A 21,285-nucleotide genomic window follows, 5' to 3' on the forward strand; every position below is an offset into this window, starting at 1 on the left:
TAAAAAATATGACGATATGCTTGAAAAAATTCCTCAAAATTGAAAGTATATAAATGATTTTTGCCCTCCAAATTTGGCCGTTATGAAAATTAATAATACTACTGATAACCCAAACCAAAAAGCTTTGTTCACATGAGATAGGCGTTCATCCTTTCTAAAAACCCATTCCAATAGCACTAAAGGCAATATATAATAGAACAGATAATACTTATAGGACACGTGAACAGAAAATTCAGAAAAAATACGTTTAATGTAATCAAATGCCTGCAAAGCGTTTTCACTTCTAAAGAAAACCCATGCAATTACCACAAAGAAAAAGTTAACCCCCATCTGCCAAATTTCCTTAAATGACGGCAACAGACTATCTTCTGCCACTACTTCACTCAGATACTTTCTATTAGTTTTTAGTACAAACGATGGAACGTAGAGCAGCGCATGAATAAAACCCCATATTACGAACGTCCAATTTGCACCGTGCCAAAAACCACTAACTAAAAATATGATAAAGATATTTCTAAGGGAGAACCATTTCCCAACTCTAGAGCCCCCTAGTGGTATATACAGATAGTCTCTAAACCATGTTGATAAAGAAATATGCCATCTACGCCAAAATTCTCCGATATTACGTGAGAAGTATGGAAATTTGAAATTGGACATTAGCTCAAAGCCAAACAACTTAGATATACCTATAGCAATATCTGAATAACCGCTAAAATCACAATAAATCTGGAACGCAAAATAAATGGCCCCCAATAAAAGTGTACCTCCGTCAAACGCTGTGTAATCCGAAAAAATATTGTCAACTACTGGTGCTAAAGAATCTGCTATTACTACCTTTTTGAACATGCCCCACACTATTAAACGCACACCCTGTTCAGCAATTTTAGAATTAAACACCCTTTTATTGAGTATTTGAGGCAGTAAATTAGTTGCGCGCTCTATTGGACCTGCAACCAGTTGAGGAAAAAAAGAAACAAAAGAAGCAAAAGAAATGAAATCTTTGGTAGGCTTTAAGTTTCCTCTGTAAACATCTATCGTATAAGACATTGTCTGAAACGTGTAAAACGATATCCCTACTGGAAGAATAATGTTCAGCGTCCAGCTATTCTTCATTTCATACCCAAACCAATGGAACATTTCAACCCATGATTGGACAAAAAAGTTATAATACTTGAACACTCCCAAGACCCCAAGATTAAACAACATACTCGCCCATAGGAGGTATTTTTTCTTACTTAAGTCCGATTGCCTTTGAACCTCTATACCTACAAAATAATCAACAATAGTAGAGAGGATAATAAGAAGAAGAAACCGATAATCCCACCAACCATAAAAAACATATGAACTAACCAAAATCAAAAGATTTTGATATTTCAATTTTTTACTAAAAATAAACCAATAGAGAGAAAAAACTATTGGTAAAAAAATAAGAAATTCAATTGAATTAAATAACACTTCTTAATTGTTAGGCCCTTTGTTTAAGCCATTTTAAACAGATAAAGTTTAAATTTAAACCTACAAATCGGGGAATTTGTTACGAGCGCCAAAACTAAGGTTAATTTTTCAGTTTTTCAGACAAGAAGAACCCTTTTCACTATTCAAATTTAGTAGGGCAACTTTGTTTGACTTTAAGAAGTCATAGTTTTATAATTTTTAACCAACATTAGTTAGGTCTGACTATTTCATATGCATCTTTTTTATAGTTGGAATCACCAGGTTTTCTAGTAACTATTCGTAAAGATCCCATATAAGTTTCTAAGGATTCAATACCCTGTTCCTTAGATTTAACAACAGCATCGGCCTTGGCCCATGGCCATTTATAAATACCCCATTTGGCATTACCACCCCAAGGATATCCATGAATAAAAGTACTTACATGTTCATTATAAACAAGATTATGGTCAATCCAAACTTTTAACATGCCCTTTTGGGTATCACCATATATGACCTGAACCACAATATCTAAAGTTCGCCCAGCTGTTGGTATAACGCCTGTAGGTGTATAATTATCTGTGTCACCAGCTACGGTTACATAAATTTCCCCTGCTTTATGTCCATTAAATTGATTAGCATGAATAACCTCAAGACCTATTTGAGGGGATTGGCCTGTAACCCCATTATGAACTTGAAAGAATTTCCATTGATTGTTTTGGTCAATAATATAATTGTCACCAAAAGTATAAGACCAACCGAACCATTCTTCTGTTCCAAGTTCATGGCGAACATCCCAAGGAGAGGTGCGTATTTCAGCACGCATATTATAATCTCTTGAACACCAACTATCAGGCAACGGGTAACTAGGGTTGATATTAAACTTAATTTTATCATTCTCAATAACAACCTGCTTCTCATAACATTCAGAGTCAACATGAAGGTATCCATCACTAAAAGCAACCCCTTTTTTTCCAGTATAGTCAGGAATAACAGCATCTTCCCAGCACCAATATTTTAATCCGGTCACATTTGCAAAGCCACCGGACGTACTGCAAGAATACTTGTTTTCATTACTTTTTTCAGCACTCGTTGGAAGCAAATCATCAGTAGGAAGAATTTGCTCCCTACTTTCTGTTTGATTTTGATTCTGTTGTAGAGAAGTATCTTTGGAGCACGCTAAAACCTGCATTATACAGAACGCCAAAAGCCCTGTTTTTATACTATTATTTGCCATAGATGATTATCTGGAACAAAGGCTGATAACCTCTTCCTTATATTTAATATTCGTCAATCCTCAGTGAAAATTGCCGAAAAGGGTTAAGTCAATACGAGTAGGAGTTATAAGAACAAATCCCTATAACTCCTAGATTTGGTTCTTTACTAACGAAGTAGCAAATAGTTTAGTATTATACTTACAGGATTTAGATAACCCTCTTGGAAAGGACAACTAACATTACTATATCCCTAAAAAAAGTGCATTATTATTGGAAAGAAAACAATTAGTACATTGGCGGTTAATATCCCAAGCCATAATAAGAATACAAGCAATAAGGCCTATAGAACCATCATGGCATGACTCTAGAATAAGAAGGTTTAAGATAGTCCTTATCCCCTGGTTTACGGGTTATAATTCGCAAAGGTCCCATAGAGGTATTTAAAGAAAAAATTCCTTGAGCATTAGATTTCTCAACTCCTTCCTTTGCTGCCCATTTCCATATATATATTCCCCATTTTGCGTTTCCGCCAACAGGATTGCTCGCCCTTACCGTTCTTTCTTTTTGGTCATAAACCTTGGTCTCATTAATCCAAAGTTGAATAAGCCCTGAATTAGAATCACCCCACACGACATGAACAACTATTCTTAACGTTTCACCAGCTTTTGGCACAAAACCCGTTGGATGATAAAAGCTTTTAGTTGCATAGGTATTATTTACCAAATGCACCTCCCCTGCCCGACTACTACCCGGCCCTCCATTGTTCATACACCATAGGGCTATTAGGGGTGTTTGGTTAATTGTACCTTCATGAATTTGGAAAAATAACCATGGATTTTCTTTATCAATTTGATAATCTTCTCCAAAAGTATAATTCCAACCAAACCACTCCTCCGTGCCAATGGGATGGTTTACTCTCCAAGGAGCCGTTCTAATTTCTGCCCTCATATTATAAGCGCGTTCACAATTTGTATCTGATATTGCGGCTTTAGAATTTACCTGAAACTTAAGAACATCATTTTCTATTTTTACTTGATTGGCATTACACTCGGTATCAATTTTAATTTGTTGTCTTCTTGCAGGGTTTCGAGACATTATTGCTTTTTCCCAAAGAGTCAAATCTGACCAACACCAGACCTTATATCCACTTGCTTCCGCACTTGCCCCTTCTGTAACACACTTGTTTTCCTCAATTTCGGAACTGTAATCAAATAAAAGATTATCAACTATTATATTACCTCCCACCATATTTTCAGCAGTCAGAGCTTTTACATTAGCAGGACCAACATAGTGTAACACATAAGAAAATAATGCATAAAGCAGACCAGAAGCGAGCAGGGCGACAGTTATAAATGTTGTTTTCTTTATATACATGATTACACCTAACGAATTCTTTTTTGAATAAACTACATAGTATCATATAGCTTTTTATACTCAAGAACTACTCTATCCCAGGTATAAAACGAAGCAACTTTCTCCTTTGCACTTTTCCCTAAAGCCGAAAATGACTCCATGTTTTTTTCTGCCCATTCAATTTTTTTAGCAAGGTCTTCAACATTTTTATTTTGAAAAAACAATACATTATCGTCATCAAAAACCTGTGTATTTTCAGGTATATCACTTGCCAAAATAGGCTTGCCAGTTGTAGCTACTTCAAGTAACATTATGGACATACCTTCTGTTTCGGAAGGAAAAACGAAGTAATTGCATTTTTCGACTAACTGCAACAAGGCCGGCAAAGGGTTGACAAACCCCAAAAAATGAACATTTAGCCCTACACTAAGTTCCTTAATTTTATTCATGTACGAAGGAAAATTATCTAGTTCTCCCGCAATAAATATATGCCCCTTATAGTTTAACTTTTTATAGGCCGAAAGCATCGTATGCAGGCCTTTGGTCCCCATAATTCTTCTTGCCGCAAAGAGCACAAAGGGCGTTGATAGTTCTAATCCTACCGGCCAGAACTTATTATCTTCACTCAACGAACCTTTTTCCGAAATATTTATACCGTTTGGGATAAATTGAACATCTACACCGTCTCTTTCTCTATAAAAATCACACAGCGGTTTAGAAATTGCTGTTTTTATCCCGTTAAAATTTAAAAATCTACGCTCGTTTACCTTAAAAAAAGCCTTAGCCAATTTACCCCACTTATCACGCTTATACGGGGCCTCGTGTGCAGTAGCAATAACATTTGCATTTTTAGAAAGGCTTTTTAAAAAATAGAAACTATCTATTTTATGCGCATGAACAATATCATATTTAGCAAAAAAACGAATATGCAAGTAACAAAGAAAGTAATAGGTAAAAACACCTAAATTACCCAACTTGATTTCTGGCAACTGCACGACCTTAACACCCTTAATATGTTTGGACGCATTTTTATTCTTATAACAATAAATAGTAATATCATATTCATCTACGAGGTTGAGAATCATATTTTCCGCTACTCTACTAGTGCCTCCTCGTGATGGAAAATATTTTATTCCAAAAAATGCAACTTTCTTTTTATTCTTCATTTTGTTAGAATCCTCTATACTATTTAATTACAACTTTTAATTAACACGAGACCCCTAGATTCAGGGCTCTTTGAAAACAATTTTACCTTCTTGAATTTTAAATTTATCTATGTTATCAATTAAATCTATATAGTTACGCTGAAAGGCTGCATAGCTAAAATTCTCTACAAGATGGTCAAAACTAGCCTTACCCATTCTAGTCCTTAAAACATTCGATAATATCAATTCCTTTAAATACTCAGATAAATTCTCAACGTCATTAATTTCTGTAATAAAACCATTTTTTCCATGTATTGTTAATCTAGCATTATCACCTGCATCTGTTGCAACAATAGGTAAAGAACAGTTCATAGCCTCCATAATAGCGTTACTAACCCCTTCAAAAGAAGAAGTACACAAGTATATATCCGCGGCAAGTAACATTTTAAAAATATTACCAGGATTTACCACAAGTTCAACCTCCTTCTCCAGGCCACACTCCTTAATAGTTTTTAAAATATAACCCTCATCAGGTCCTTGACCAACAATAGTATACTTGAAAGCTATAGTATTACCCAAATGTTTTTTTAAGGCTACCATGCTTTTTAAGGCCGTTCCGTACTCCTTTTGTTTCACCAACCGACCCAAACTTATAATTTGGATGATTTTCTTATCGGTTTTGATTCGTTCAGGTACGGTTTCAATTTCTATTCCGTTTGATATTACAAAAACATTTTTTTTAAAACCATACTCAAGAGCCGCCCTATAAGCCGCAAAATTATTTGCAATTGTGTAATTTGCAATGTTATTGTTAACCCATTTTAAGCTTATGAACTTTGTACGGGCCATATAGCTATTTCTGATACCTGAAAACACATAGGGAACTCCTGATATTTTACCCAGGATTGCAGAGAACAAACTATCAGTTGGTAAAAAAGAAAACACAATATCTATTTTATTCCGTTTTAAAAAACGAACGAATGAAATAGTTTTTTTTAATGGGTTGGATGGTAAAAAAAGATGCTCTATTTTCTCATTTTCTATAAATGAAAGGTGAAGTTTGTGAACCGGTTTATCACGAAGAATGACAACGGTAACACGATGCCTGTTCTTTAAGGCCTTAGCCAATAACAAACATTGCTTTTCAGCTCCACCCCTATTTAGTGAATTAATGGTAATGCATATATTTTTCATTAGACCTCCTTTTTAAAACATAGATTAATTAATCGTTTAAGATAGATTATCCACAAATTTTGATAAAGAATGTCCTAAGGTCCTATAATCAAATTCTCGACGCCCCATTTCCTGGCCACGTATACCAATCTCTTTTGATTTTAACGGGTTATCAATAATAAATTTCATCTCTTTTGAGAAACTATCCAAATCGTATTCCCCTGCTATCAGGGCTGTTTCTTCATGCACGAAGTAATTTTTTATTTCTCCCACATCAGTAGTAATAACAGGATTTCCAGATGCTAAATACTCTCCTATTTTATGAGGAAAACGCGCCGCATCCTGAACAGTTGGCCTAAGCGGTATCAATAATGCCATGGCATCTACATAAAGTTGCACTAATTCAGAATAAGGTATGTTTGAAAACAGTTTGATCGGCGAGGTTTTTAAAGATTTGTTCACTTCTTCTTCTAATGCAGCGGTTTCCTGCTTATTACCTCCGCTAACAATCATGTACAGCTTAGTTTCTTCATCTGCTGCGATTTTTTTGTATGCCTCTATAACAAAGTCACGCACCTCTTTATATTTGAAGCTCCCGCAATATAAAAAATAAGGTGCCGTCTCGTTTCCGTCTACCTTAAATTTATCGAAATCACAAATTATAGGTATTTTAAGGTTAGGACGTTTTGGCGCAATCTCAGTATAATAATCAAACAAACGATCACTTATAGACAAGGCTCCATCAAAAATTTTAAGCACCCAATTATCTAAAATATAGTCATTCAATTTCCTTAGCGCAGAGGCCCTATGTTGCATAGAAGATGTCATCTCCACAAAATTCATTATTATGGGTATATCTAATAATTTAGAAAACATCCAGTATCTCATAATATGAACAACTTTCATTTCCGATATAATAATAGCATCTATACCTATTGTGGATTTAAGTGATTGCAAAGCCCTATATTCACCAATCGCTCCTATAATCTTTTGAATGTTCCTTTTTAAAAATCCTTTGGGTTTATAAATACTATCCGAAGTATATAGATAAGATATACCCTCATGATTTCCTTTTAACGGGAAATTTACTTCCTCTTTATTTTTATGAACACCTTTTCTACAGATAACGGTAGATTTAGAGTCTGCATGAATAAAAGCCCTTGCCATTAAGGTCAATCTTTGAATCGTAGCCAAGCCTATAGGGAAACCTGACTCCCCTAAAAAAACAATATGCCTCTGACCTAGTCTTTTCTTATTCTGCAAAATCTAAATTATTTAAATGATATATATAATCCTGTCAAACAATGCCCTACTATCTTGCCCATATACCCGTATCTTTTTTAGATAATATTTTGCTTACTTGTATAGGGGAGACTATAGCAACAGGAAATAAACTCGCTACTGTACCTAATACAATGCCTATTACACCAAGGTCCAATACCTTTACGAAGAAAATAGACGCCGGTATATTAATAAGTGCCGCAAATATCCAAGCATACATCTGAAGTTTTACCTTACCCGTTCCATTAAGAACAATATTAAAAATATTAACCCAAGTTGAAAGACTAACTGATATAGCTACGGCTATTGATATACCTATAGGCACCTCTAAATGTTCCTGTAACCACAATTTGTATACGAAAGGAGACACTAAGACCATAACAACGGCTATAGCTAGAGTACCGAGCCAAACTTTTAGGACTGTTTTTAAAGACTTCCGCATCCACCCAAAATCACCTTTGGCATACGCCTCTATATTCGAAGGCCATAGTTGGTTAGAAATAATTACGAAAAGCATGGTAAAAATGGAAAGATACTTAAAAGCCGCTTCATACTGTGGAACTCCATCTAAAGACACGAAACTTGCTATTAATATATTGTTGGTCTGATGAATGACCAGCATTGCCATTTTTATAACAAAGAACTTTGTTCCCAATGAGAAAATATCTTTAAAATATGCTTTGTTGACATATTTAAAAGAAGGCCTGTATTTACTAAAATTACGTCTAAAATAATAGACCCCAACACAGAATGGAACTAAAGCAAAAGTTAGTGCTTTACCTGACCCGAACAACAATAATGAATCCGAAACAATAAATGGAATAATTAAAATAAAAACTAAAAAGGACAATTTGGTCAATAACGTAAAATATTCAACATAAGCCATTTTCTGTAATGCATAGAATATTTCATAAATATTACCGGCTATAAACCTAATTCCGAAAGCAATAATTATAACGGCCCCGAGCCACTTTACCTCATCCACCAATGAGGCATCAATATTTATTAATGTAGTCCATGGCGTCGTAAAATTTAAAATCAACAGTACGGCTACGACGAACAGTATAATTGTACCCAAGGCAAAATAAGCTGTACTTACGTAAGTAACTGCCTCATCATCTTTCTCTTGGGCCACCGCTTCTCCAAATTTATTTCTTAAGCCCAGACCAATGCCAATATCAAAATTCAAAAACCAATCAATAATAGACAATAGGGTTAGATAAATTCCAAACTTAACTGTACCCAAATAGTCTAAAGACAAAGGGAAATATAGGAATCCGATAAGTATTCCAAGGCCTTTTATTAAAATGGTAAGTAGAATATTCTTTTTTGCACGTGAAGACCTTTCGTGTCCATTGGAAAAAATACCCTGAATTTTCTTAAATATAGCCATTAAAAGTGTTTTTGTTCATTTAAGACAAATTCAGTTATTTGATTCAATTTTTCTTATTCCCATTCCCATACCAATATGAACCGCATACAGAACAGATAGGTAGGACAAAAACATAAACGTATTAGTCAGGTTGCCTACCATAAAAATTATACTTACTAAAAAAGGGATGACAAAATAAAGGTTTTTCTTAAAGGAAGTTGAATAGTATACGGCAGATAAAATTATAAATAGGGTAAAACAAACAGATGCGGGAATACCATATTCGAACATTGATGAAAAATACCCGCTGTGCAGACTACCTGTAGTTGCCGTTGCCCTATCTCTATCTTGCGTGATTCTCAAAAGATTAACGTAGTAAACATCATTTGTAAGTCCTCCAAATCCCAACCATGGCTTTTGGTCAATATTATCCAAAACCATGGTATAATAACCTTTTCTACCCCCAACGGAATCTGACAGCCTTTCTTTCACCAAAGAGCTGTTCATTATATCTTGATAATAAAATATGGAGAGAGAAAGGATAATCATTAACCCACTCAAAGCAGCAAATAAAAGTTTTTCTAAAGCAACTTTATTAATAAAAATAAGGTAAGTAGCCAATACTACAATAAGAATTATCCAACTCATTCTCATAAATGATGTTATCACACCTAAAGAGAAAAGAACCACTAAGAAAACCTTTAAGAAGTTCTTTTTTACTGTAGTTAGCGTCCAAGTAATAGCAATAATTAAAAAATATGAATTATAATACTCGGCCGTAAAAAGACCGTTGGACCTAAGAACATTGCCAAAAGCCAATCTCTCATCTCCAATACGCAAGAAATACGGGTCATATCCCAACTGAATAAAAGCTACCAAACTAGTTATAACCCCACCGACAATTATAGATTTACCAACCAAATCGTAAGTTGCTTGATCTGCCATAAGACGAAGACCAACTAAAATAATAACAAAAGCAACAGACTCCAGTATAGTTTTTAAGGCTTCCGGTAAACCAACATCATCTAAATTTACACTTATAGAAATTATTTGAAGTAATATATACAGTACCAAAGGAATTATAAAATAGGGTATTCGAAAATTATCCGAGGGAGGAATTTTTTCCTTTGATAGTAACGTTGTTCTAACAATAAAAAAGAGCAGTAGAAGGTATATAAGTCGTATGGGCTGAATTTCAAAAAAACTAAAACCCGGAATTTTAATTGTGAGAAGATCATTTATGTTTCCTGTAAGGAAATAAAACGATAGCAAAAACCCTTCTAATTTATATTTAGAATCACTCTTGTAAGTTAAATACGAAGCAATTAGACCTGCAATTACAAAATAAATGTAATAGTGGTGTATCTGAACGCCCGTCCAATTAAAGTGTTGCTCGTAATTACTCATTCCTACTAATTGGTAATATATTCAACAGTTTACAAAACTGTTAATTAACTCAACCTTATACCGAAAACGACTTATCCACCAATTGTTTTTCTTTGTTAAGACCATACTTTGCCTCATACCCATACTTATGGTCTTCCTTGAGAGCATCATTAAATATGATATAACTTTTTTTCTTCTTGTCCCGTGGAATCAAATTTTCTAAATCTTCTAAAAATTCTATTTTAGAAACATTTCTTCTTACTACGAATAGGTTAATATCCATAACATCTAAGAGCAATAAGAAGTCTGATACCAACCCTACTGCTGGTGTATCCAAAATCACGTAGTCATATTCTATTTTTAGCTCCTCTATTACAGCTTTCATCTTATCTCCGGATAAAAGCTCATGTACATTACCATCTACTACAGCAGTTGGAATAAACTTTAGATTTTCCAACTTTTCATGCGTTCGAATCACATCTTTTATAGAGTTCACTTCACCTTTAAGGTAATTTGAAAGTCCTCTACCTTTTACCTTACCTACATGGTTTACCAAACTTGGGTTGCGCAAGTCTGCATCTATGATAACTGTTTTCTTTCCGGCTTCGGCAAGCGTAATTCCTAGATTAATTGCGCTATATGTTTTTCCTTCTTCCGGCAGAATAGAAGTTATACCTATAACACCTTTGTCTTGTGAATTTATCAGTTTAAGATTGGTTGTTAAATCCCGGAAAGATTCTTTTAATTTCCAAAGTGCTACTTCTGAGTCCGCTTCGGAAGTTTTAAAATTCTGTCCGACAAAATCAAATAGCTGCTGACTACCCCTAATTTTTTTTATGGCCTTTTCCAGCTCTTGGCCTATATAAGGAACTTTAAAGGATTTTTCTTTTACTTCGTCATCATAGTGCACAATACTGGCAATGATTGGCATGTCACTATTGGCCATTACTTGATGTACATTTTCTATAGTATCGTCAGGAGAAAAGAATATCATCCATCCTAAGGGGATAAGCATACCGATTACTACCGCTAGGGCTAACAAAAGCGACTTTTGTGGCGCAACAGGGCCGTTACCCACCATTCTGGCTTCGTCCAGTATTCGCGTATCCGATGTGCTTTCCGCTCTTGCAATACCTGTTTTAGCCAATTCTTGACTCAAATATTTGTAAAGGTTTTCGTAAAGCGTATTTTGACGTTGAATATTCAACAATTGTATTTCTCGTGTAGGTAAAGAACTTATTTCTTCATCTATGCTAGACAATTGGGAAGTTATACCGGCTAAAGCCGCCTGGGAAGATCTTACCGCACTTCTTAAATTACTGAGCAAAATTTCTGTAGACTCCTGAATTTGACCATTTAGAATAGTCATCTCCTGATTATTGCTAGTAACAAAGAATTTTTTTCTCGATCGCTCCGCATAAAGCTCTTTTAACTCAAGAATATTTTGATTGATTGATGGATCCTCAATACCAATTCCCGAAGGCATTATAAATTCATCACTATTTCTATTGTTCCTCACGCTACGGATAATAGAGTTATAGTAATTAATACTCATTTTAATCTTAGCTGCTTCAACTTGTAAATTGTTGGTCTGGTCCAGAGCATTGGAGGCTGTTGCCCCAAGGTCCACTGCCTTCTTATCAATTTTATAAGCTTCCAATTTTACTTCAAACTTGGTTAAAGAATCAGAAATTACTCTTAACTGGTTTCTAATAAACGCTTCTTTACCTGCTGCAATCTCGTTTCTGGAGAAGAGTTCATTTTGAACATAGTTCTCCGTTAATTGTTTTAAAAAATCTACTTCCTTACTAACAATTGGACCCGTAGAAACAATTTTAAAAATACTTGCTTGTATATCAATATTATCCGCCTCCAGCTTACCCATATAATCTTTGGCCACTCCTTCAATATTATGGATAACAAAACTTAAATCCTCTCCTTCAAAATCTTCAATGTTTACCTTGTATTCAGGTCTATTAAGGGTGAATGTAAAATATTCATGCTCTATTTTATCTCCAAACTTGTATTCCCCAGAAAAATCAAAACTTCGCTCAACTTCCCTAACAGAGCCGTTGGAAGGGTTGGAAACTCCAAACTCATCTCCCTCTATAGTTAATTTATAATTATCACCGGACAGTAATTCAATTTCAAAAGGCACACCAAATAATTGTGGTTTGGAACGGTCCATCATCACCTCAAAAGGAAAATAACCATATTTCTCTTCTGATGAGAATAAGCTTTCTGTGTGATAAGAAATATCAAAGTTTAGGTCTTCAATGGTCTGCCTTATGAGACTAAAAGATTTTAAAATACCTATTTCATTGTAAAGGTTTTTTTCCATCTCAATAAGACTTACACCTCCCTCAACGTATTCACTATCTCCCAAGACTCGGTTTCTACCTTTTGAATCTATCAATACAGAAGTTGAAACCTCATAAATAGATGTTGCCGATGCTATATATATTAAAGCCAAAAGCACAAACAGGCCTATACTAGCCATAAAAAACATCTTGTTCTTATAGATTTTCCGAAAAAATAATTTTAGGTTAATCTCTTGCTGAGGGTTAACTTGATTATTCTTTTTCTCTTTCATTTCGCTGTCATTATAACTCTCATCGCCTCCTAACTCTTCAAGTGGTCAAATTGCAATGAAATTTTATTTTATACTTTAAGAAGGACTACGATTCTTTGATTAGTTGGAATTGAAACTTAAGACCAATATAGTAGTAGATATAGCAGATAGCACCAAGCTGAAAACCCCTAAGTTTTTCTGAAACAAATTCTCCTTTGAAGTTTCTACATATAGAACGTCATTTGGGTGCAAGAAGTAATATGGAGAACGGATAATTTCTGGACTCGTCAAATCTAAATCAACTACAATAGATTTATCTCCCTTCTGGCGAATTAATTTTACGTTCTTTCTCTTAGCTGAAATATTTAAATCTCCCGCAGCGCTTAATGCCTCAAAAATAGTAGCTTGGGTATTATATATGTAGTTCGTACCGGGGGTTTTGACATCTCCCAACACTGAAACCTTAAAACTTGTAAGCTTAACGGACACCACCGCATTCAATAAGTATTTATCAATTTCCGACTGAACAAAATCACGAATTTCCTCAATTGTTTTATCTTGAACATGGACTTTTCCAACAATAGCCAAATCTATCGCACCTTCCTTATCTACCGTATAGCCTGTCAAAAATAACGAAGCAGGATTAGCTTGTAGATTCCTGTTTTCTACGGTTGCGTTATTAAAATATGCCACTTGATCAGGATCTCTACTTTGAACCTTTACGCTCAACACATCATTTGGCTGAACACCATATTCGGTTGGGCGCAATCTTATGGTCATTTCACTATCCGGGCTTTGAAGATAATTTACACCTTTAGAGGTATAGCAAGAGGTCAAAACCAACGCAACTAGCGCTATACTAATTCGCTTGAAGGATAAAGCCTCGTATACCCCTTTCAAAAAGAAAAGTCCTGATTTTTTTATACTTGATATAATTCTCATATTTCAAAGTTTACTTTTGTCAATTTTTTTAATCGAAATAAGCATGCTTGTCAATCTTAGTCCGACTTCACATTTGGAAAGCTATAGCTAAAAAGCTTTTTTATGATGGCTTCCAAAAAGTGTTAAGAAGATAATTTTTACATCTAACCAAGGACTCCAGTTTTCTATATACCATAGATCATGGTTTACCCGTTGATTTTTTTGCTCGTCTGTTACAGTAGGCCCTCGCCAACCATTAACTTGTGCCCAACCCGTAATACCTGGCTTAATATAACTGCGCACCATATAATGATTTACACTTTTCCTAAAGTCGTTTTGTAGATTTATTCTATGAGGCCGTGGCCCTATTACACTCATTTCACCTACAAGCACGTTATAAAACTGGGGCAATTCGTCCAAATCTCCCTTTCTTAAATATTTACCTATACGCGTAATTCTTGGGTCGTTCACAACTGTGGACTTCGCTCCATGTAAAGGGTCCTCGGTTACGGACATAGTCCTGAACTTGTAACATTTAAAAGTCTTTCCTGCCTCACCCTTTCTATAGGGAGTATAAAAAATCGGGCCTTTTGAATCGATTTTGATCAGAGCTGCTATAATCAAGAAGATTGGAGACAAAAGCACCAACACTATGAAAGCAAAACAAAAATCAAATAAACGTTTTAGAATTGTTGTACTAAAATGATCTAAAGGCGACTCCCTGAGCTTAAAAACAGCAAGGTCACCCATGGTAACTGCTTTATAATTCTTTGATTTAAGCAATGGATTTTTGGGAATCAATTTTACCCGAACCCCAAAACTGTCCGCTATTTGAATGGTTTCCATGATTTTCTCATGTTTCATTCCGGCCATCGCTATGAAAATATCATCCACACGGTTGTTAGATAATACTTCTGTTAAGTCATCAACTTTGCCAAAAACATTAAAACCCAAAATATTATTCGGTTTCTTCTGTTTATTCTCCAAGTACCCCATAATGTTATAACCGTACTGAGTCATAGCATTGGTAAAGCCCTGAATATTGTTTTCATCATAACCTGAGCCTATAAGTAAAGTGTCCGAAAACAAATGGGAAGCCCTTTTCTTCAAATATTTTAACAAGTATTTGTGGCTTACCAGATTTAGGTATGAAAAAATAAAAATTGGAATAATAAATGTAGACCTAGGAAAGTATCTGATTTTAAGCAATATAACGGCACTCATAACAAAACCTACAAAGAAAAACAAGGAAGTTACAATGCTCTTAAAGTACCCAAAATCCGGATTAAAATAGAACTCACTATTGCGTATGTACATAATGATTACCAACCACGTGACGTTGTAGATAACCATTAAACGAACCATATTCCAAAGAATAGCTGTATCGCTAAATGAAAAATCTGGTAGTTTAAACATAAAGCATATGGTCAAAACCACATTGAGCAGAACAAACTCAAAGGCAAGTAAATTTATTAGAATAAATCTATTTTTTGAATTCATGGGGGAATTACGTCGGTTTTAATAGTTTATAAAATCAATCCTATAACTAGCATCTAATCCAACAGCGGCCAAATATATGAATGAAATAATTAACATTTCACGAATATCACATCTTCTGGGGCAATTGACCTAAATATTAGTCAATCGACATTTTATAAGGCAAAACTTTAATGGATATTTAGTGTATTGAATTCGAACATGACAAATATCTCGCTACAGTTTTCTTAAATTCCAGAACGGGTATTACGCAAAATTCCAACCGAAACAAGATAGCATATTTAACACACTTATTTAACTATTAATCAAACTATTAGACCAAAAATAAATTCATTAATGAAAAATCAGGATGTTCCTACAGTATTATTCTACAGTATGCTATTTATAAGACGCAAATATTCAAGATTCACTTTCTTTCTTGAATCTTATTTTCATCTTTAGAAATGTCAAGAATCACAAGAACCCGCTAGTTCTATCCAATACTATAAACCTCTCTAAAATGTACTATATCTTTCTAATAAAGATAACTGACTACTACTCTACTGTTTGTAATAGACCTAGCATTATGGAAAGGACAATCCAAAAGTTTTAGCCATTATTTACTTTAATTGTCATGATTAACATTTCCCCAATAGATATCAACATACTTTTTCTATGAATTATGCTATAATCATTCATTGCCTGTACAGCAATATCTGAACGGTAAAAATATCTTGTTCATTTAAGTTTAAGAGCTGAACAAAACCTGAACAAACTGGTTATCTCAGCAAATACCCTTAAGCTCCTTTGGTTCTTAACACCCCTTGGAATCAACCTAAAATACAGGAATAAGGTAATTTACCCCAGAACTTTTCCATAATGAAAATGTAGACTTCATAAAAATTGCTCACCCCCTATAAAATACGTTCTGAAACTCTCACAATATCCTCATAGTTCAGTTAAAACCAATAAATAATTTGAAAATAGAAAAGCTATGTCCAGTTTTTATTGAGGGCGTATTTTATTACCCAAATTCATAATCTGATAAATTTATCCCTGAATTTTTTTCAATAATTAAATACTTAATCCATTTCAATGACATATTACTATTGTCGTTAAAATGCCAACTACCTAATTCATTATTATGAAAGGACAAAAACCAAGATTTATGAAAATGAGCGCCCTTCTGCTCTACTTCCTGTTAGGAATAAGCTGGGCGTACGCACAAGAAATCATTTCAGGTGTTGTAACAGACCAACAAAAAACTCCGCTTCCAGGTGTTTCTATTGTTGTAGAAGGCACTAGCAAGGGTGCAGTAACAGATTTTGACGGTAAATATTCAATTACCGCCTCAGCGGGTGAAACATTGGTATTCTCTTACCTAGGTTTCAAAACCGAAAAACGTTCGGTTTCTGCCAACAACAAAACTATAAGCCTATCTATGGAAGAGGATTCTCAACTTCTAGAAGAAGTGGTTGTTGTAGGGTATGGAACCCAAAAGAAAAAAGAGGTAACCGGGGCCGTTGCGCAAGTCGCGTCCGAAGAATTGGTTAAAATTCCTGTATCTGATATTGGAGCCGCCATTCAAGGAAAAGTCTCCGGTGTAAACATTCAAGCTGTTAGTGGACGTCCGGGAGAAGCTGCCAACGTTCAAATTAGAGGTTTGGTATCCATAAATGGCGGAGAGCCCCTTTATGTGGTAGATAATATTCCTCAAGAAGGAAATCCAAACCTTGCACCAGAACAAATAGAATCCATAGATATCCTGAAAGATGGTGCATCTGCTTCTGTTTATGGGGTTCGTGCAGCTGGTGGAGTAATCCTAATTACAACCAAGAGAGGTAAGAAAGGTAAAATGAAAATAGACCTGAATACCTTTACCGGGATTCAAAACATTACTTCAGGAACACCTCTATCAAATACGGTAGATTTTCTCTATAACAGAGAAACTACTGCAGAAGTAGGAGGAGATGAGCCACAGACATTTTTATTGGATGCAAACGCACTAGACTGGGATACGAATTTTGTTGATGAAGTTCAAAATGACAATGCTATAATTCAAAATGTTTCTTTCAACTTATCTGGCGGCGCGGAAAATTTAACTTATAATTTCAATACCACTTACTACAAGCAAGAAGGGGTTTTAATAAGTTCTGATTTTGACCGGTTAACAAACAGAATTACGGGACAATTTACCAAGGGTAAATTTAAAGCTTTTGGTTCTGCTAGTTTAACTACTGAAAACAGAAAACAAGAACCATGGAATTTATTCGGTTTTGCCATACAAAATGTACCGCATAGTGCTCCTTTTGATCAAATAAATAGAACTGGTGAAAATACCGTACTCATATCTGCTGCCAATGAAATCTTCTATGGCTTTCTTTCAAGGCAATTAGATAATATTGATGAAAGAGAAAATAAGAGCAATAGTATATCTCTTAATTTAGAATATGAGGTTTTAGATGGCTTAAGTTATAAATTAAATTTAGGTCGTAATGAGGGACAGTATTTTAGAAAGTTCTTTCAGCCACAATACCTTGCTTTAGATAGAAATGGAAATTTAAGTCCTGCAGCCTCTACCCTTAACGCAGAATTAGACTATAACTATTGGTTCTCCAAAAGAGAAACCATTGAGCATATTTTAAATTATAAAAAATCTTTTGGGCTACACAACTTTGATCTTTTAGGAGCCGCTTCTTATGAAAAATATAGGTGGCGAAGTCTAAACGTAGGAACTGTATTTGCCGATGACGCATCAAACGATGTTCAAGTATTAAACGCAGGAGCGGACCCTAAATCCCCTAATGAATTCCAAAACGGTTATACGCTTGCCGGTAAATTGGCCAGATTACAGTACAACTATGATGGAAAATATTTATTAACGGCAAGTTTTAGACGTGACGGTTCTTCCAAGTTCTCCCCAGAAACAAGATATGGTAACTTCTATGGATTTTCTGCCGGGTGGAATGTTACTGATGAAAAATGGTTTAATGTAGATGCCATTAACAATCTAAAAATTAGAGGAAGCTGGGCCCAAACAGGCTTTAATGGAATACCGGATTATGCCTTTATTCCATCCATAGAAGCAGGGGTTAATTACCCTTTTGGAACGGACGAAAATCTTGTAAACGGTCAAGTTCAACGTAGATATGCCAATCCAAATGTGGCATGGGAAACAACTGTTTCTAAAAACATCGGTTTTGAGCTGGGTCTCTTTCAAAACAAATTAAATATAACTGCCGATGTCTATAAAAATGATAAACAAGACATGTTAATTAACGAGCAGACCGCTCCTTCTTCCGGTTTGTGGCAACCACGTGCTCAAAGTACTTACGGTAGTGTAGCCCTTAATGCCGGTAACATGGTAAATAAAGGTGTAGAGTTTGCAGCTAACTACAAAGGAAAAATAGGAGACAAATTAAACTTTGGCATATCAGGAACATGGACTCTTAATGATAATAAAATCACCAATTTAAATGGTAAAATACTTGGGCAGTCCGGAGGAACTATTAATAGAGATAACACCACCTTCTTAGCCTTAAATAATCCGGCCGGTTCTTTCTTCCTGTTACAAAACGATGGTGTAATTAAAACCGAAGAAGAATTGACGGAATACCAACAGTTAGATTTAAGTGCTATTAGCTCTCCACAATTAGGTGATTTACGTTTTAAAGATATAAATGGAGATGGTGCCATTAATGACAATGACCGTGTATTCTCTGGTTCTGGTATTCCACAATGGGAAGCCGGTCTAAATCTAAATCTAGATTATAACAATTGGGATTTATCCGTACAAAGCTATATGGCTTATGGTACTGAAGTATACAATGGTAATAAAAACCTAGCCTATATAGGTGGGCGCCATCAAGATCAAGTTTTTCAATGGACACCACAAAACCCAGACTCGGACATTCCAACATTTAGACAAAATGAAGGCCATTCTAATGTAAGAGGGTTTTCAGATTGGTTCTTAGAAGACGGAACTTATCTACGTATCCGGTCCATATCCTTAGGGTATACGATTCCAAACACTCAAGACTACGGAGTAGACAAAATAAGACTCTATTTAAACTCTGTAAACCCTTTCACTTTTACGAATTATACGGGGTATGATCCTGAAGTAGGTGGTGATAGTCTATTTCAAAGAGGTGTGGACAATGGCAACTACCCTATTGCTCGCCAGTTTATGCTAGGAGTTCAATTAAGTTTTTAAAAAAATAACTATGAAATCAATGAACAAAATAATAACAAAAAGTCTTGTACTTCTTGCACTAATTATTGCTAGCTGTAATGAAAGTACATTTTTAGACGAAGAAAATCCAAATGCTCTTACGGAGACAAATTTTTGGAAAAACGAAGGACATTTTAACGCTGCTCTCGCGGCGGTTTATGGCGCTCTACAATATCGTTCCGTTAGTGGTGCCGAGTTAGTGCAGGAATTTGTGTTAGGAGATATTGCTGGTACTGAATCTTGGTATAGGCCTTATCCGTTTAGAAATCTAACCTATACAAACGGGCAAATTCACTTAACCAACAAATGGGAAGAACTGTATGTTGGCATTTTTAGGGCAAACACTATTATTTCTCAACTAGAAGAAGTAGACGAAGAGACTCTTGATGATGAAGCCAAAGCGCAAATAGAGGGCCAAGCTCGTTTTTTAAGGGCTTTCTTTTACTTCCAAGTTGTTCATACTTATGGAGGAGCTATGATACATGATGGAGTAGCAGAATCTATTGAAGAATTGAGTAAGTCCATATCTACTATGGAAGAAGTAAATACGCAAATAATTATTCCAGATTTAGAGTTTGCCATGAATAATTTACCAGAATCTTGGGAAGCTAATGATGTAGGTAGAGCCACTTGGGGTGCTGCAGCTTCGTTATTAGGTAAAACATACCTCTATGATGAACAGTGGGGGCAAGCAGCCACTTTGTTTAAAAAAGTAATAGATTCTGGAATATATAGCTTAACAAGAAATATTGAAGATAATTTCTGGCACGAAAATGAATTTAATGAAGAATCTATTTTTGAAGTAAATTATTCTTTTGATATAAAACCTGGCAATAGCGGTTTTGCAGAAGATGATACTACCAATGGTGGAGCAGGTGCTGAATCTACTACCCTTAGTACCGAAGTTGGGCACCTACAATACGGAGCTTTCAATACCGTAATCGCTTCTTACAACTTGCACGAAATGTTGGTTTACGATGAAGTAGATCCCAACAATTCTATAAACGACACCAACTTAGAGTCCAGAAGAATGAATGCTACCATTGCACCTAGAAATGGTGAAGGCGACTGGTACCTTGCTCCTTTTGCAGAAGCAAAGGCAAGTTGGGGAGGCGGACAAAGTGCCTATCTAAAAAAACACTCTAACTGGTACCATCTAGATGCAGAACCACCAAGAGGACGTAGTGGTATTAACTTTAGACATATCCGTTATGCAGATGTTTTATTAATGTATGCCGAAGCCGTACTTAATGATAGCGGAGACTTTATGACTGCAATAGAATATATAGACATGGTAAGAAGTAGAGCCGGTGTCTATACTTTACAACAGTATATGGATATGAACGGTGGCATGTTTCCACAGCTGCACGTAAGCAAACAAGTTCATGGAGAACATCCTTTGGTAGTTGCAAATGCACAAACTGTATTAACGCATATTCAACGTGTGGAACGAGCAATAGAATTATGCTTTGAAGGACACCGTTATAAAGACTTGGTACGTTGGGGTATTGTTAAAGAGGTTTTTGATGATTTACGTGCCGATGAAGTTTGGCGTGAAGCTAATTTGGACGTGACCGGACAAGGTGAAGCTCCTCTATTTATATCAGGAAGAGTTAGACCGGACTTTATTCAATCCTCACAAAATTATCGCTCGGCGCAACATGACTATTTTCCTATTCCTACTGGAGAAGTATTAAACAATCCTAATTTAAACAACTAAAACCGCT

Annotated in this window: 13 protein-coding genes; 2 read left to right on the plus strand and 11 right to left on the minus strand. The window is 35.3% G+C overall.

The annotated features are described in order from the left end of the window. Positions 1 to 33: 33 nt before the first annotated feature. The 11 genes from H9565_RS00555 to H9565_RS00605 form a co-directional block, all read right to left on the minus strand. Positions 34 to 1,353, minus strand: coding sequence for an MBOAT family O-acyltransferase (locus H9565_RS00555; protein WP_246560126.1), 1,320 nt, complete (start codon positions 1,351 to 1,353; stop codon positions 34 to 36). A 310-nt stretch (positions 1,354 to 1,663) separates the two neighbouring features. Further along, complete coding sequence (locus tag H9565_RS00560) at positions 1,664 to 2,668, minus strand: heparin lyase I family protein (protein WP_215436158.1); 1,005 nt, start codon at positions 2,666 to 2,668, stop codon at positions 1,664 to 1,666. A 331-nt stretch (positions 2,669 to 2,999) separates the two neighbouring features. Beyond that, positions 3,000 to 4,022, minus strand: coding sequence for a heparin lyase I family protein (locus H9565_RS00565; protein ID WP_215436161.1), 1,023 nt, complete (start codon positions 4,020 to 4,022; stop codon positions 3,000 to 3,002). Positions 4,023 to 4,054: 32 nt separating this feature from the next. Beyond that, entirely contained in the window at positions 4,055 to 5,167 is a 1,113-nt protein-coding gene (locus H9565_RS00570; protein ID WP_215436164.1) for a glycosyltransferase family 4 protein, read from the minus strand. Positions 5,168 to 5,227: 60 nt separating this feature from the next. After that, the gene (locus tag H9565_RS00575; RefSeq protein WP_215436168.1) at positions 5,228 to 6,340 is read right to left on the minus strand and encodes a glycosyltransferase; all 1,113 of its coding nucleotides are present in this window, start codon (positions 6,338 to 6,340) and stop codon (positions 5,228 to 5,230) included. A 36-nt stretch (positions 6,341 to 6,376) separates the two neighbouring features. Continuing rightward, entirely contained in the window at positions 6,377 to 7,582 is a 1,206-nt protein-coding gene (locus H9565_RS00580; protein ID WP_215436171.1) for a glycosyltransferase, read from the minus strand. Between the two features lie 49 nt (positions 7,583 to 7,631). Beyond that, a complete protein-coding gene (locus H9565_RS00585; RefSeq protein ID WP_215436174.1) occupies positions 7,632 to 8,993 on the minus strand; it encodes a lipopolysaccharide biosynthesis protein in 1,362 nt (453 codons plus the stop codon). Between the two features lie 30 nt (positions 8,994 to 9,023). Beyond that, a complete protein-coding gene (locus tag H9565_RS00590; RefSeq protein WP_215436178.1) occupies positions 9,024 to 10,379 on the minus strand; it encodes an O-antigen ligase family protein in 1,356 nt (451 codons plus the stop codon). Positions 10,380 to 10,434: 55 nt separating this feature from the next. Beyond that, complete coding sequence (locus tag H9565_RS00595) at positions 10,435 to 12,951, minus strand: GumC family protein (RefSeq protein WP_215436181.1); 2,517 nt, start codon at positions 12,949 to 12,951, stop codon at positions 10,435 to 10,437. A 99-nt stretch (positions 12,952 to 13,050) separates the two neighbouring features. After that, positions 13,051 to 13,872 carry a polysaccharide biosynthesis/export family protein gene (locus tag H9565_RS00600; protein ID WP_215436186.1) on the minus strand — a complete coding sequence of 274 codons (822 nt, stop codon included), beginning with the start codon at positions 13,870 to 13,872 and terminating at the stop codon, positions 13,051 to 13,053. A gap of 87 nt (positions 13,873 to 13,959) precedes the next feature. Next, positions 13,960 to 15,351 (minus strand): exopolysaccharide biosynthesis polyprenyl glycosylphosphotransferase, encoded by a 1,392-nt coding sequence (locus tag H9565_RS00605; protein WP_262897827.1) that lies wholly within the window; start codon positions 15,349 to 15,351, stop codon positions 13,960 to 13,962. Positions 15,352 to 16,495: 1,144 nt separating this feature from the next. On the opposite strand from H9565_RS00605, the gene H9565_RS00610 reads away from it, so the two are divergent. Then, positions 16,496 to 19,540: a SusC/RagA family TonB-linked outer membrane protein gene (locus H9565_RS00610; RefSeq protein ID WP_246560141.1), complete on the plus strand. Its 3,045-nt coding sequence runs from the start codon at positions 16,496 to 16,498 to the stop codon at positions 19,538 to 19,540. Positions 19,541 to 19,559: 19 nt separating this feature from the next. Beyond that, positions 19,560 to 21,278, plus strand: coding sequence for a RagB/SusD family nutrient uptake outer membrane protein (locus H9565_RS00615; RefSeq protein WP_215436194.1), 1,719 nt, complete (start codon positions 19,560 to 19,562; stop codon positions 21,276 to 21,278). Positions 21,279 to 21,285: the final 7 nt, after the last annotated feature.

This window comes from Zobellia russellii (assembly GCF_018728565.1).
Classification (GTDB): domain Bacteria; phylum Bacteroidota; class Bacteroidia; order Flavobacteriales; family Flavobacteriaceae; genus Zobellia; species Zobellia russellii.